This window comes from Brevundimonas sp. A19_0 (assembly GCF_017744255.1).
In the GTDB taxonomy this organism is placed as follows: domain Bacteria; phylum Pseudomonadota; class Alphaproteobacteria; order Caulobacterales; family Caulobacteraceae; genus Brevundimonas.
Map to the genome: position 1 here is coordinate 350758 of NZ_JAGHQP010000001.1, position 14078 is coordinate 364835.

The 14078-nt window shown below is 67.0% G+C and carries 12 protein-coding genes; 9 read left to right on the top strand and 3 right to left on the bottom strand.

What is annotated here, in order from left to right; all coding sequences use genetic code 11:
* Positions 1–9 precede the first annotated feature (9 nt).
* The 7 genes from J7346_RS01665 to J7346_RS01695 all read left to right on the top strand — a co-directional run bounded on the left by J7346_RS01665 (position 10) and on the right by J7346_RS01695 (position 8222).
* Entirely contained in the window at positions 10–969 is a 960-nt protein-coding gene (locus J7346_RS01665) for a cation diffusion facilitator family transporter (protein WP_209117092.1), read from the top strand.
* Positions 970–1009: 40 nt separating this feature from the next.
* Complete coding sequence (locus J7346_RS01670; RefSeq protein ID WP_209117094.1) at positions 1010–2083, top strand: GTP-binding protein; 1074 nt, start codon at positions 1010–1012, stop codon at positions 2081–2083.
* The gene (locus J7346_RS01675) at positions 2083–2496 is read left to right on the top strand and encodes a DUF1330 domain-containing protein (protein ID WP_209117096.1); all 414 of its coding nucleotides are present in this window, start codon (positions 2083–2085) and stop codon (positions 2494–2496) included. The genes J7346_RS01670 and J7346_RS01675 overlap by 1 nt, the downstream gene beginning before the upstream one ends.
* Entirely contained in the window at positions 2493–3458 is a 966-nt protein-coding gene (locus J7346_RS01680; protein ID WP_209117097.1) for a WD40 repeat domain-containing protein, read from the top strand. Before J7346_RS01675 ends, J7346_RS01680 begins: the two co-directional genes overlap by 4 nt.
* A 46-nt stretch (positions 3459–3504) precedes the next feature.
* Complete coding sequence (mtgA, locus tag J7346_RS01685) at positions 3505–4248, top strand: monofunctional biosynthetic peptidoglycan transglycosylase (protein WP_209117099.1); 744 nt, start codon at positions 3505–3507, stop codon at positions 4246–4248.
* A gap of 79 nt (positions 4249–4327) precedes the next feature.
* Positions 4328–6238 (top strand): M2 family metallopeptidase, encoded by a 1911-nt coding sequence (locus J7346_RS01690; protein WP_209117101.1) that lies wholly within the window; start codon positions 4328–4330, stop codon positions 6236–6238.
* A 112-nt stretch (positions 6239–6350) separates the two neighbouring features.
* The gene (locus J7346_RS01695; protein WP_209117103.1) at positions 6351–8222 is read left to right on the top strand and encodes a TadE/TadG family type IV pilus assembly protein; all 1872 of its coding nucleotides are present in this window, start codon (positions 6351–6353) and stop codon (positions 8220–8222) included.
* Between the two features lie 105 nt (positions 8223–8327).
* Here the strand turns inward: J7346_RS01695 and J7346_RS01700 are convergent, their stop codons facing one another.
* A complete protein-coding gene (locus tag J7346_RS01700) occupies positions 8328–9239 on the bottom strand; it encodes an isopenicillin N synthase family oxygenase (protein ID WP_209117342.1) in 912 nt (303 codons plus the stop codon).
* Positions 9240–9478: 239 nt separating this feature from the next.
* Between J7346_RS01700 and J7346_RS01705 the strand changes: the two genes are divergently transcribed.
* Together J7346_RS01705 and J7346_RS01710 are read left to right on the top strand one after the other, a co-directional pair.
* Complete coding sequence (locus J7346_RS01705) at positions 9479–10153, top strand: OmpA family protein (RefSeq protein WP_209117105.1); 675 nt, start codon at positions 9479–9481, stop codon at positions 10151–10153.
* Positions 10154–10288: 135 nt separating this feature from the next.
* Positions 10289–10462 (top strand): hypothetical protein, encoded by a 174-nt coding sequence (locus tag J7346_RS01710; protein WP_209117107.1) that lies wholly within the window; start codon positions 10289–10291, stop codon positions 10460–10462.
* Positions 10463–10465: 3 nt separating this feature from the next.
* On the opposite strand, the gene J7346_RS01715 is transcribed toward J7346_RS01710, so the two are convergent.
* A complete protein-coding gene (locus J7346_RS01715) occupies positions 10466–11770 on the bottom strand; it encodes a UDP-glucose/GDP-mannose dehydrogenase family protein (protein WP_209117109.1) in 1305 nt (434 codons plus the stop codon).
* A gap of 130 nt (positions 11771–11900) precedes the next feature.
* On the bottom strand, positions 11901–14075 hold the full coding sequence (locus tag J7346_RS01720) for a 3-hydroxyacyl-CoA dehydrogenase NAD-binding domain-containing protein (protein ID WP_209117111.1): 2175 nt from the start codon (positions 14073–14075) through the stop codon (positions 11901–11903).
* Positions 14076–14078: the final 3 nt, after the last annotated feature.

Consider the following 14078-nt stretch of genomic DNA (forward strand, 5'->3'; position numbering starts at 1 on the left):
GGTTTGGCGATGGCCCACGACGCGCACGATTCCACCGAAAAGCCCCAGCACGCGCATGGGCATGGGCACGGGCACAGCCATGGGCACCGGCATGGCCACGACCACGGCCCGGTCGACACCGGTGACTGGCGCTATGCCGTGGGGCTCAGCGTCAATCTGCTGTTCGTCATCATCGAGTTCGGCGCGGGGGCCTTTGCCGGCTCGACGGCCCTCATGGCCGACGCGGGGCACAACCTGTCGGATGTGCTGGGCCTGGCGATGGCGGGCGGCGCGGCCTGGCTGTCGCGACGCAGTGCGCGCGGCTCGCTGACCTATGGCTATCGCAAGGGGACGGTGCTGGCCGCCCTGGCCAATGCCCTGCTGCTGATCCTGGCCTGCGGCTGGATCGGCTGGGAAGCCGTGCAGCGGTTCGTGGAACCCCAGCCCGTCGCCTCGGGGATCATCATGGCGGTGGCGGGCATCGGCTTCGTGATCAATCTGGGCACGGCGCTGCTGTTCCTGAAGGACCAGCACAAGGACCTGAATGTGCGCGGCGCCTATCTGCACATGATGGCCGATGCTGCGGTGTCGATCGGGGTCGTGCTGGCCGGCGGTCTGATCTGGATGACGGGCTGGTCGGTCGTCGATCCGATCTTCAGCCTGGTGATTGTGGCGGTGATCCTGTGGTCGACCTGGGGGCTGCTGAAGGACTCGGTCAATCTTGCACTGGACGGGGCACCCGCCGGGATTGTCGTCGACCGGGTGCGCGAAGGCCTGCTGGCGGTGCCCGGAGTGACCGCCGTGCACGACCTGCACATCTGGGGCATGTCGACCACCGACGCGGCGCTGACCGCCCATCTGGTGCACGAGCGGGCGGACGCCGCGGCCCTGCTGGCCGAGGTACAGGCGCTGGCCCGCCACACCTTCAACATCGACCACGTGACCATCCAGCTGGAGAGCGAGCCCCTGCACGACTGTCCGCAGTGCTGAGGGCCTTTTCTTTCCGTGCCGGACGCTCCATCTAGCGCCCATGACCGACAAGACACCCGTGACCGTGCTGACCGGCTACCTCGGCGCCGGCAAGACCACGCTTCTGAACCGCATCCTGACCGGGGACCACGGCAAGCGCTATGCCGTGATCGTCAACGAGTTCGGCGAGATCGGCATCGACAACGACCTGGTCGTCGGCGCCGACGAGGACGTGTTCGAGATGAACAACGGCTGCGTCTGCTGCACGGTGCGCGGCGACCTGATCCGCGTGGTGCAGGGGCTGATGAAGCGCCAGCGCCCCGGCAAGCCGGCGTTCGACGCCATCATCGTCGAGACCACGGGTCTGGCCGACCCCGGCCCGGTGGCCCAGACCTTCTTCGTCGACGACGATGTGCGCGAAAAGACCGTGCTGGACAGCGTGACCGCCCTGGTCGACGCCAAACATGTGATGGCCCGCCTCGACGACTCGAAGGAGGCGCGCGAGCAGGTGGCCTTCGCCGATCAGATCATCCTGAACAAGACCGATCTGGTGAGTGCCGACGAACTGGCCACCGTCGAGGCGCGGCTGCGGGGCCTCAACCCGCTGGCGCCGATCATCCGGGCCGAACGGGCGGATGTGCCGCTGGACAAGATTCTGAACCGGCACGGCTTCGATCTGGGCCGGATCAATGAGGTGCGGCCCGACTTCCTCAATCCGCCGCACGGCGCCGAGGGCCATGTGCACGACGCGGACTGTGGCCATGACCACAGCCACGACCATCACGGCCACGACCACGACCACGACCACGACCATGGCCCCCGGGGCCATGCGCACGAGGACGACATCAAGGGCATCGCCCTGTCGCTGGACCGGCCGGTGAACGGCCAGGTCTTCACCCAGTGGCTGGACCAGCTGCTGGCGACCCAGGGTCAGAACATCCTGCGGGCCAAGGGCATCATCGATGTGGCGGGCGAGGACCGGCGGCTGGTCTTCCAGGCCGTGCACATGATCCTGGAGGGCGAGCTGCAGAAGCCCTGGGGCGAGGCCGAGCGTCGCTGGAGCCGCGCGGTCTTCATCGGCCGCGATCTGGACGAGGCCGCCCTGCGCAAGGGCTTTGAGGCCTGCGCGGCGTGATGGAACACGTCGACCCCGCCCGCGACGCCATTGCCGCCTTCCGCGACCTGCCGGACGACCGGCCGGTGATGATGATCAATCTGGTGCGCTTCCGCCCGCAGGCCCTTTATCCGGCCGCCCATGCCATGACCGGCAAGACGATCACCGGCGCCGAGGCCTACAAGCTATACCGGCGCGAGGCGGCTGCGCCCTTTTCCCGGGCCGGCGGCAAACAGATCTGGACGGGTGTGCCCGAACTGACCCTGATCGGCCCGCGCGACGAGGCCTGGGACATCGCCTTCATCGCCCGCTATCCGACCGGCGCCGCCTTCCTCGAAATGCTGCGCGATCCCGAATACCGCGAGGCCGTCGTCCACCGGCAGGCCGCCGTCAGCAATTCGCGCCTGATCCGCTGCGGCGAGGTGCAGGCGTGACCCAGCTCTCGTTTGACGCCCAGCCGACGGCGGCCCTGTTTGACGCCTCGGGCGCCGTGTTTGCCCTGGGGGACGGATCGATCCGGTTCGAGGACGGGACGGTCGTCGAGGCGCACGACGGCGCCGTTCTGTGCGCCGTGCGACATCCGTCCGGACAGGGGGTCATCACCGGCGGAGACGACGGCAAGCTGGTCTGGTCGCGCCCGGACGAGGTGGTACCGCTGGCCGATGCGAAGGGCCGCTGGATCGATGCGGTGGCGGCGTCTCCTGAAAGCGGTCTGGTGGCCTGGTCGTCGGGCAAGGTGGCGACGGTGCTCGACCCGTCGGACGCCGCGTTCAAACGCACCTTCACCCATGAGCGGACCGTGTCGGGGCTGGCGTTCGATCCCAAGGGCCGGCGACTGGTCGCCTCGACCTATGGCGGGGTGGCCCTGTGGTATGCGCGGATCGCCGAGCAGCAGCCCGCCCTGCTGAAATGGGCCGGGTCGCATACGGGGGTGGCGGTGTCGCCCGACGGCGCCTTTGTCATCACGACCATGCAGGACAACCAGCTGCACGGCTGGCGGCTGAAGGACCAGCGGAACCTGCGCATGGGCGGCTATCCGGCCAAGATCCGGTCCATGGCCTTCCTGTCGAACGGCAAGCTGCTGGCCACGGCCGGCGCGGCGGGCGTGGTGCTGTGGCCGTTCGTCGGGTCGGAGGGGCCGATGGGCAAGGAAGCCTCCGAGATCGGCTTTGAAGAAGGCGCCGTGGTCGTCCATGTGGCGGCGGCCGTGAAGCAGGGGCGGTTGGCCGCCGGTCTGGCCGACGGGCGCGTCTGGTGGGCCGATCCGGCCGGTCAGGGACTGGCCTTCGTCAAGGCCGAGCGCGGGGCGCCGATCTGTGCGCTGGCGATGAGCGACGACGGCCAACGCCTGGCCTGGGGTGACGAGGACGGTCAGGCCGGGATCGCCGAGCTGTAGCCCTCGCCCGCTTGCCTTGAGCCAGCGGCGCTGTTCATGATGCGGTATGGCCGAAGCCCCGCCCGATCCCGATCTGAAAGCCGGAAAGCCAAAGCGGCGGATCGGCTGTCTGGGTGTGACGCTGATCGCGCTGGGCCTGGCCATCCTGTTGCCGGTCGGGTCGGTTCTGACCCATGCGGTGGTGCCGCCGCTGACGACCCTGCTGATGGTCGAGCGCGGGTTCGCCGGCGATCCGGCCGACTATCGCTGGCGCGGTCTCAACGACATCTCGCCGCGTCTGGTTGAGGCGGTGATCGCCTCGGAGGATGCGCGCTTCTGCAGCCACGACGGCTTTGACTTCGAGGCCATCGACGAGGCGATGAAGGCCAATGAGCGCGCAAAACGGCGGGGCAGCGGCAAGGTACGCGGCGCCTCGACCCTCAGCCAGCAGACCGCCAAGAACGTGTTTCTCTGGCCCGGGCGTGGCTGGGTCCGGAAGGGACTGGAGGCCGGCTATACGGTGCTGATCGAGACCTTCTGGTCCAAGCGCCGCATCGTCGAGGTCTATCTGAACGTGGCCGAGTGGGCGCCGGGCGTCTATGGCGCGGAGGCGGCGGCCCAGCACTGGTTCGGCAAGTCGGCCAGGGACCTGTCGGCGCGCGAGGCCGCGCGTCTGGCGGCGGTCCTGCCCAGCCCGCGCCGCTACAATGCCTCCAGCCCCGGCCCCTATGTGCGCGGTCGCGCCCGGCGGGTTCAGGCGGCCATGGGAACGGTCCGCAATGACGGGTTGGCGAGCTGCGTGCTGGACTGAGCCGGACTTGACGCGCGCGGCGCGGAAGCGTCGGATGCGCGACAGTTAACAAGCCGGTTTGTGCAAGGCGGAGGACCCCATGAAACGCACCCTGACGATGACCGCAGCCCTGTGTGCCCTGATGGCAGGCGCGGCGGGTTGTGCCGGCATGCCGGGCTTCATGGCCGAAGGCGACGGCGGCACCCCGCAGGTCACCAACTCGCCGGCCCGCGCCGGCGCATCCACCCCCGCCCTGACCGAGGCCAATCTGACGGGTCAGGCGCCGACCGCCGCAGAGGCCACAGCATTTGTCGCCGACGCCGAAAAGCAGCTGGCCGAAGCCAGTGAATATGCGGGCCGCGTGGCCTGGGTTCGGGCGACCAACATCACCCACGACACCATGTTGCTCGAGGCGCAGGCGAACGCCCAGTACACCGAGCTGTCGGTCAAGCTGGCTAATGAGGCGGCCCGCTTCAACGATGTCCAGGTGCCCTTCGACGTCCGCCGGAAGCTGAACATCCTGACCCAGGGCATCGTCCTGCCGGCGCCGAACAAGCCGGGGGCCGCGACCGAGCTGGCCGAGATCACGACACGGCTGGACTCCACCTATGCAACGGGCAAGTTCGAATATCAGGGCCGGATGATCACCCTGGACGAGGCCAGCCAGCTTCTGGCCGAAAGCCGCGATCCGGCCGAGACCAAGGCGCTGTACGAAGGCTGGCGGACCATTTCGCCGGTGATGGCCGACGACTACACGCGCATGGTCAACATCGCCAACGAAGGGGCCCGCGAGCTGGGCTTTGACGACGTCGGGGCCATGTGGCGCTCGGGCTATGACATGGAACCGGACGCCTTCGCCGCCGAGACCGACCGGCTGTGGGATCAGGTGAAGCCCTTCTACGAGAACCTGCACTGCTATGTGCGCTCGCGGCTGAACGAGCGCTATGGCGATCTGGTGCAGCCCGACAAAGGGCCGATCCGCGCGGACCTGCTGGGCAATATGTGGTCGCAGCAGTGGGGCAATATCTATGACGTCGTGGCGCCGAAGACCGGCGGCACCTCCAGCTATGACATGACCGAACTGCTGGTCGATGCAGGCTACGACGCCGAGAAGATGGTGCGCACCGGCGAGGGCTTCTACACCTCGCTGGGCATGGCGCCGCTGCCGGAGACCTTCTGGGAACGCAGCCAGATCACCCGCCCGCGCGACCGCGAGGTTGTCTGCCACGCCTCGGCCTGGGACATCGACAACCTCGAGGACGTGCGCATCAAGATGTGCACCCAGGTCAATGCCGAGGACTTTTACACCGTGCACCACGAGCTGGGGCACAACTTCTATCAGCGCGCCTACAAGGATCAGCCGTTCCTGTTCAAGAACGGGGCGAACGATGGCTTCCACGAGGCGATCGGTGACTTCATCGGCCTGTCGGCCCTGACGCCGACCTATCTGAACCAGATCGGCCTGCTGGACGAGGTGCCGGGCACGGACGAGGACATCCCCTTCCTGCTCAAGATGGCGCTGGACAAGATCGCCTTCCTGCCGTTCGGCCTGATGGTCGACCGGTGGCGCTGGGACGTGTTCTCGGGCGAGACCTCGCCGGCCGAATACAACGAGGCCTGGTCGGCCAATATGCTGAAGTACCAGGGTCTGGTGCCGCCGGGCGACCGTCCGGCCAACGCCTTCGACCCGGGCGCCAAATACCATATCCCGGGGAATACGCCGTATACGCGCTACTTTCTGGCGCACATCTACCAGTTCCAGTTCCACCGGGCGGCGTGCGAGCAGATCGGCTGGACCGGACCGCTGCACCGCTGTTCGATCTACGGCAACGAGGCCGTCGGCCAGCGCTTCAACGCCATGATGGAGATGGGCCAGTCCCGCCCCTGGCCCGAGGCCATGTATGCCTTTACCGGCCAGCGCACGGGCGATGCCTCGGCCATTGCCGACTACTTCGCGCCACTGGATGCCTGGCTGACCGAGCAGAACAAGGGCAAGGACTGCGGCTGGTAAGCGCCGCCGTTAACCGTCCGTCTTGGGCGTTCCCTTAACCCCGCCTGCGGCATGATCGCCGCAGGTGTGGGCCCGTGCCCGCACACGTTATGGTCAAGGTCGGGATAGCGGCATGCGCAGGATTGTTGACAGGCTGAAGGGCTTTTTCGGGGATCGCCGCGGGAATGTGGCGCTGATCTTCGGGCTGAGCCTGCCCGTCATGGTGCTGATGACGGTCGGCGGCGTGGACATCCACCGGGCCTCGACCGTGCGGGTGAACCTGCAGGACGCGCTGGACGCCTCGGCGCTGGCCGCGGCCCGGTCGCCCTACACCCAGCCGGCCGACATCCAGCGCGTGGGCATGAACGCCCTGCGCGCCAATCTGTCCAACTATCCCAACGTCGTCCTGCGCGAGGACAAGACCACCTTTGTTCTGAACGAGGACCAGGTGGTGGTGGCCAAGGGCTCGGTCGATGTGAAGACGCTGGTCGCCAATGTCTTCCTGCCCCCCTACGGCCAGTTCATGGATGACTATCTGCCGGTCGGCGCCCATTCCGAGGTCAACCGCTCGTCCAAGAACCTCGAAGTCTCGCTGGTGCTGGACCTGACCGGCTCGATGAGCGGCAGCCGGATTGCCGACCTGAAGGTGGCGGCCAAGGAGCTGGTCACCATGGTCGTCCAGGACATGCAGACGCCCTATTATTCCAAGGTCGCGCTGGTGCCCTATTCGATGGGTGTGAACCTGGGCGACATCCATAACTCGGCGACCGGATCGCCGACCTCCTACCTGGGCATCAGCAATGTCGAATGGCAGGTGGGCCAGCCCAGCTACATCGAGAACATCACGCGCTCGAGCACGGGCGAGGTGCGCACGACCTCGGGCCATGGCCTGTCGACGGGGGACTATGTCTGGATCGACGACGTCGACGGCATGTACCAGATCAACGACAAGCCATATCGCGTCGTTCGCACGGGCAGCGATACCTTCACCCTGCAGTACTGGAACGGCAACGGCTGGAGCACGCTGCGGACCCGTTCGTCGGATGGCTACAGCCGCTACAGCCGGAACGGCCGGGTGCGCAAATGCCTGCAGTGGGACTGCTCGGTCGTGATCTCGACCACGGGCAACCATGGCTTCAGTGACGGCGACACCGTCTATATCGACAATGTCGGTGGCGCGACCCAGATCAACAACGCGGGCTATGAGGTCCAGGTCGTGAACCCGGCCAAATACGCCATCGGCGTTCCGGGCCCGCAGGTCGGCAGCTTCACCCACGGCGGCCGGTCGTGGTGCGGACAGTACGGCTGTGAGTGGCGCGTGTTCCGTAACCCCTATGGCAGCCTGAAGTGGTTCCGCAGCTCGAACTGCGTGGCCGAACGCACGGGCGCCAACCGGTATACGGACGTGACGCCGAACGGATCGAACCGGGTGCAGTTCAACTATTCCGGCACCTCGGGGAACTCCTGCCCGTCCTCGCAAATCATCCCCCTGTCCAGTGATCGTGCAGGCCTGAAGGCGGCCATTGACGACTTCTCCACCGACGGATCGACGGCCGCCCAGATCGGCACGGCCTGGGGCTGGTATACGGTGTCGCCGAACTTCAACTCGCTGTGGCCGAGCAGTGCGGCCGGCGCCTATCGCGACCCGGACCTGCTGAAGGCCGTGGTGATCATGACCGACGGCGAGTTCAACACTCCCTACTGCTCCGGTGTAATCGCCCAGGACGCGGGCTCCGGCTCGGGCTCGGCGACTGACAAGATCGCCTGTGATGCTACCAATGGCGATCCATACGAGCAGACGGTGGCCCTGTGCACGGCCATGAAGGCCCAGGGCGTGATCGTCTACACCGTCGGCTTCCAGCTGGATTCACGCGGTCGCGGCGCCCAGGTGCTGAACGCCTGTGCCAGCTCCGGGGCCGCCTTCCTGCCCGCCAGCGGTGCGGACCTGTCGGAAGCCTTCAAGGCCATCGGACGGGACATCACCCGACTGAGGATCTCGAAATAGAGTAGGCGCAGGCGCGCTAACGCTCGCCGCGCGGCGGCTCGCTGCCTGAGCGCGGGGTTGGCGCGCTAACGCTCGCCGCGCGGCGGCTCGCTGCCTGAGCGCGGGTCAGATCAGCCGGATTTCCCTGAGGCGTTCGGTCAGGAAGTCCTCGGCCATGATGGACTTGTCCGCATAGCGGTCCGGATTGTCAGGCGTGACCGTCGACGGCAGGGTCTCGATGACGAAATCCGGATTGAAGTGCAGGAAGAACGGCATCGAATAGCGGGCATAGCGGCTGCGCTCGGGTGACGGATTGATCACCCGGTGGCTGGTCGACGGCAGGACGTGGTTGGTCAGCCGCTGCAGCATGTCGCCGATATTGACCACCAGGGCGCCGGGCGGCGGAGCGACGTCCAGCCAGCTGCCGTCCTTCTCCTTGAGCTGCAGGCCGGCTTCCTCGGCGCCCAGCAGCAGGGTGATGACATTGATGTCCTCGTGGGCCCCGGCGCGGACACCGGCGGGTTCACCCTCGACCGGCGGATAGTGCAGCAGGCGCAGGATGCTGTTGCCCATCTCGACCTTGTCCTCGAAATAGCTGTCCGCGAGGCCCAGGTGCCGGGCGATGGCGCGCAGGATGCGCGCGCCCAGGGCGTCCATGGCCTCGAACAGACCATAGACATGCCGGCGGAAGCCCTCGACCTCGGTCGGCCACAGGTTGTCGCGCATAAAGGTGCGGTAGGGATGGCCTTCCGGAAGCTCCCGGCCGACGTGCCAGAACTCCTTGAGATCGACCGCCGCCGCCCCCTTGGCCGCCTCGACCCCGAACGGCGTCAGGCCCCGCGCGCCGCCCGTGCCGGGCACATGATAGGCCCGCTTCACATCCTCGGGCAGGGCAAAGAAGGTCTTGGCGTCGTTGAGGGCGCCGTCGATCACCGCCGGCTCCAGCCCGTGGTCGGCGATGACGGCAAAGCCGTAGCGCTCGAACGATCCACCGAGCGCATCGGCGAAGGCCTGGAAGTCCTGGTCGTACAGGGTCATCGAGACGGGGGTGATGCCCCGATCGGAAAGCGATGAGGCGGAGGAGGTCTGAGCGGTCACGGCAGGGGTCCGTCGGGCGAGGAAGGGTCTGGACAGGCTGATACGCCCGGAGCCCCCCGGATGGCAAACGACCGACTGTCGCGCTTATGCCCTTTCCGTTCATCCATGGTACAGGCCGGAACCTTCACCGTAAGCCTCGCGTTAACCGGGCCTAACGCCCAAGGAACAGGACGAGACATATGCGCAACAAGATTCTCATGACCGGCGCCGCCATCGGCATTCTGCTGGGGGGTGCGGCCTGCACGACCATGGACCCGTACAGCTCGACCCCGCGTCGCAACAACACCGGCACCGGTGCCATTGCCGGCGCGCTCGGCGGCGCCGTGCTCGGCTATCTGACCAACACCTCGGATGGCGAACAGGGCCGCAAGAACGCCCTGATCGGCGCGGGCGTCGGCGCCCTGGCCGGTGCGGCCGTCGGCCAGTACATGGACCGCCAGCAGCGCGCCATGGAAGAGCAACTGTCCGGCACAGGCGTGGGCGTTGTCCGTCAGGGCGACAACCTGGTCCTGCGCATGCCGTCGGACGTGACCTTCGCCACCAACCAGTCGAACATCGAGCCGCAGTTCGATGCCGTGCTGCAGGACGTGGCCGCTGTGCTGCAACAGTATGACCGCAGCACCGTCGACATCATCGGCCACACCGACTCGACCGGTGGCGACGCCATCAACCAGCCGCTGTCCGAGCGTCGCGCCCTGTCGGTCGCCAACGCCCTGATCCGCAACGGCGTGATGCCCGAGCGCCTGTACATCGAAGGCCGCAGCTCGAGCCAGCCGGTGGCGTCGAATGACACCACCCAGGGCCGCGCCCAGAACCGTCGCGTCGAAATCCTGATCCGTCCGTTCCGCGGCTGATCGGTCGACCCGACCTGACACAACAAGGCGGATCCCTCGCGGGGTCCGCCTTTTTTGACGACTCCCGTTCGGCAAGGCTTGCCCTGCCCCCGCCCGTCGTGCTTTGGCTGGTCACAGGGTTAACCGGGGGACGCCGTGGGGCCGGACAATCGGGAATGGATGGAAGGGGCCAGGCTGGTCTCGATCGGCGTGGTCAGCGCCGTCGTCTCGGCCGGACTGATCATCAGCCTGGGCCGTGCCATCCTGACCGACAAGGCTGATCCGCCCGTCGCGCGCGCCGAGATCCTGATCCCCGCCTCGACCCGCTAGGGATCAGGCGCGGCCGATCGAGGTGTAGCGGAAGCCCCGGGCCCGCATGTCTTCCGGACGATAGATGTTGCGCAGGTCGACGATGACCGGCTGCTTCACCAGCGACTTCAGACGATCCAGATCCAGCGCGCGGAACGGGTCCCATTCCGTGACGATGACCACCACATCGGCGCCCTCGACCGCGTCATAGGGGCCCTCGCGGAAATCGACACCCTTCAGCAGGGCCCTGGCCTCATGCATGCCCTCGGGGTCGAAGGCCCGCACCGTGGCGCCCGCCGCAATCAGCGCCGGCACCAGATCGAGCGCGGGCGAGTCGCGCATGTCATCGGTGTTGGGCTTGAACGTCAGGCCGAGGATCGTGACCGTCTTGCCCGACAGGTCGCCGTCCAGCGCCTTCTCGACGCGACCGGCCATGGCCTTCTTGCGCGCGTCATTGACCTCGACTGTCGTCTCGACCAGCCGCACCGGGCTGCCGGCGTCAACGGCCGTGCGGACGAGCGCCAGGGTGTCCTTGGGAAAGCACGAGCCGCCATAGCCCGGGCCGGCGTGCAGGAATTTGGATCCGATGCGGTTGTCCAGGCCGATGCCGCGGGCGACCTGCTGCACATCGGCGCCCACCGCCTCGCACAGGTCTGCCATCTCGTTGATGAAGGTGATCTTCATCGCGAGGAAGGCGTTGGCGGCGTATTTGATCAGCTCGGACGTGCGGCGCCCCACGAACAGCAGCGGCGATTCATTGAGGTTCAGCGGGCGATAGAGCTCGCTCATCACCGCGCGGGCCTGCTCGTTCTCGGTGCCGACGACGACGCGGTCGGGGCGTTTGAAGTCGCCGATGGCGGCGCCTTCGCGCAGGAACTCGGGATTGGAGACAACGGCGAACTCGGCGTCGGGACGACGTTCGCGGATGATGCGCTCAATCTCGTCGCCGGTGCCGACCGGCACGGTCGACTTGGTGACGACCACGGTAAAGCCGTCGATCAGGTCGGCGATCTCCTCGGCCGCCGAATAGACGTAGGACAGGTCCGCGTGGCCGTCGCCGCGGCGCGAGGGCGTGCCCACGGCGATGAAGACCGCGTCCGCCTCGCGGATGGCCTTGGCTCCGTCGACGGCGAAGAACAGGCGGCCTTCCTCGACATTCTTGGCGACCAGGGTATCGAGACCGGGCTCATAGATGGGCATGATGCCCTGCTCCAGCCGCTCGATCTTGGAGGCGTCCTTGTCGACGCAGGTCACCACATGGCCGAAGTCCGCAAAGCAGGCCCCCGAGACCAGGCCCACATAGCCGGTTCCGATCATCGCCACGCGCATGAGGTGCCCCTTTTCGCTGTCCGGAGATTTACGGTCGCCCGCATAGCCCGCCTGTCCCGCAAAGAACAGGGGGTTGGCTCATGCCGGAGGCAGCGGGGGCACCGGTGGGGCACCCCCGCGCTTCAGGGGATCAGGCGGCGGCCTTTTGTGGGGCGAACTTGCCGTAGAAGGTCTCACCCTTCGACGCCATGTCGCGCAGCAGCTGCGGCGGGCTGAACCGGTCGCCGTACTTCGCGGCATAGGCGTCGGCCTGCTCCACGAAAGCCTTCAGCCCGTACTGGTCGATGTAGGTGATCGGACCGCCGGTCCAGGGCGCGAAGCCCCAGGCCAGGATGGCGCCGACATCGGCCTCGCGCGGGTCGTCGATCACGCCCTCTTCCCAGCAGCGGGCCACCTCAACGGCCTGCCGGAACAGCAGGCGGCGACGCTGGTCCTCGACATCGGCCATGGACAGTTCGTCGACCTTGACCGGCGCCAGGTCGGCCAGACCCGACCAGATGACCTTGGGCTTCTGGTCATAGTCATAGAAGCCCTTGCCGTTCTTGCGGCCGTAGCGGCCCAGATCCTCGACCATCTTGCGGACGATTTCGGAGCCCGGCAGCGGCTGATAGGCGGCGCCCAGGTCCTCGGCGGTCTGTTTGGCGATCTTGACCGACAGGTCGAGCGCGACGTCGTCGTGCATCTCCAGCGGCCCGCGCGGCATGCCGGTCGAGCGGCCGATGTTGTCGATCAGCACGGGTGAGATGCCCTCTTCCAGCATGGCCATGCCCTCGGCCACATAGGTGCCGAAGCAGCGCGAGGTGTAGAAGCCGCGACCGTCGTTGACGACGATCGGGGTCTTCCTGATCTTCATCACATAGTCGAGCGATTTGGCGATGGCCGCCTTGCCGGTCTTCTCGCCGAGGATGATCTCGACCAGCATCATCTTGTCGACCGGCGAGAAGAAGTGGATGCCGATGAAGTCTTCGGGGCGCACCGACGCCTCGGCCAGGCCGGTGATCGGCAGGGTCGAGGTGTTGGAGCCGAAGATGGCACCCGGCTCCAGCTGGGCCTCGGCGCGCTTGGTCACGTCCGCCTTGATCTCGCGGTTCTCGAACACGGCCTCGATGACCAGGTCCGAGCCCTTGATCAGGTCATAGTCGGTCGTGGCGGTAACCGAGGCCAGCAGGGCGTCATACTTGTCCTGGGTCAGCTGGCCGCGCGACAGGCGCTTCTTCAGAAGCTCCTCGACATGGGCCTTGCCCTTGTCGGCGCTTTCCTGATCGCGGTCGATCAGGATGGTCTCGATGCCGGCCATGGCGTTCACATAGGCGATGCCCGCGCCCATCATGCCAGCGCCCAGCACCGTGACCTTCTTCGGGTCGGACTTGGGCACATCGGCGGGACGCAGCGCGCCCTTGTCCAGCTCCTGCTTCGACAGGAACAGGCTGCGGATCATGCCCTGGGCCTGGGGCGTCATCAGGGTCTTGATGAAATAGCGGGTCTCGACGCGCAGGGCGGCGTCCATGGGCAGCTGCACGCCCTCATAGACCGCCTTCATCAGGTTCATGGCCGCGGGATAGTTGCCGTAGGTCTGCTTGCGCAGCATGGCATTGCCGACCAGGAAGTTCTGGATGCCGGCCGGGTGATAGGGGCCGCCGCCGGGCAGTTTGAAGCCCTTGTCGTCCCATGGCTGGGTCGCCTTGCCGCCGCCCTTGACCCAGGCCCTGGCGGCCTCGACCTCGGCGCCGGCCGTGACGACCTCATGTACGATGCCGGCGCCCCTGGCGTCATTCGGACGGAAGGACTTGCCCTCGGTCATCGCCATCATGGCGGCCTGCACGCCGATCAGGCGCGTCAGGCGCTGGGTGCCGCCGCCGCCGGGGAACAGACCGACCTTGATCTCGGGCAGGCCCAGCTGGATCTTCGGATTGTCGCCGACCACGCGGTAGTGGCAGGCCAGGGTCAGTTCCAGACCGCCGCCCAGCGCCAGGCCGTTGATGGCCGCCGCCACCGGCTTGCCGCAGGTTTCCAGCGCGCGCAGGGCGCCATTGAGACGCCAGCCGGCGTCAAAGGCCGCCTGCAGGTCGGATCCACCCAGCATGCCGGCAGCCATGTCGCCGAGGTCGGCGCCGGCGCAGAAGCCCGAGCTCTTGCCGGAGGTCAGGACCGCGCCCTTGATGGCGTCATCGGTCTTCACCCGTTCGACCCATTCGGGGATTTCCTGCATGACCTTGCCGGTCAGGGTGTTCATCGAACGCCCGGGGACGTCGAAGGTGATCAGGGCGATGCCGTCGGAGTCGACGTCGATCTTGAAGTTTTCCATGGT

What these genes read in the sequence shown, in the direction of transcription:
- J7346_RS01665 (WP_209117092.1), top strand. Translation starts at nt 10, where the DNA reads ATGGCCCACGACGCGCACGATTCCACCGAAAAGCCCCAGCACGCGCAT.
- J7346_RS01690 (WP_209117101.1), top strand. Translation starts at nt 4,328, where the DNA reads ATGAAACGCACCCTGACGATGACCGCAGCCCTGTGTGCCCTGATGGCA.
- J7346_RS01670 (WP_209117094.1), top strand. Translation starts at nt 1,010, where the DNA reads ATGACCGACAAGACACCCGTGACCGTGCTGACCGGCTACCTCGGCGCC.
- J7346_RS01715 (WP_209117109.1), bottom strand. Translation starts at nt 11,770, where the DNA reads ATGCGCGTGGCGATGATCGGAACCGGCTATGTGGGCCTGGTCTCGGGG.
- mtgA (WP_209117099.1), top strand. Translation starts at nt 3,505, where the DNA reads ATGGCCGAAGCCCCGCCCGATCCCGATCTGAAAGCCGGAAAGCCAAAG.
- J7346_RS01695 (WP_209117103.1), top strand. Translation starts at nt 6,351, where the DNA reads ATGCGCAGGATTGTTGACAGGCTGAAGGGCTTTTTCGGGGATCGCCGC.
- J7346_RS01720 (WP_209117111.1), bottom strand. Translation starts at nt 14,075, where the DNA reads ATGGAAAACTTCAAGATCGACGTCGACTCCGACGGCATCGCCCTGATC.
- J7346_RS01700 (WP_209117342.1), bottom strand. Translation starts at nt 9,239, where the DNA reads ATGACCCTGTACGACCAGGACTTCCAGGCCTTCGCCGATGCGCTCGGT.
- J7346_RS01675 (WP_209117096.1), top strand. Translation starts at nt 2,083, where the DNA reads ATGGAACACGTCGACCCCGCCCGCGACGCCATTGCCGCCTTCCGCGAC.
- J7346_RS01705 (WP_209117105.1), top strand. Translation starts at nt 9,479, where the DNA reads ATGCGCAACAAGATTCTCATGACCGGCGCCGCCATCGGCATTCTGCTG.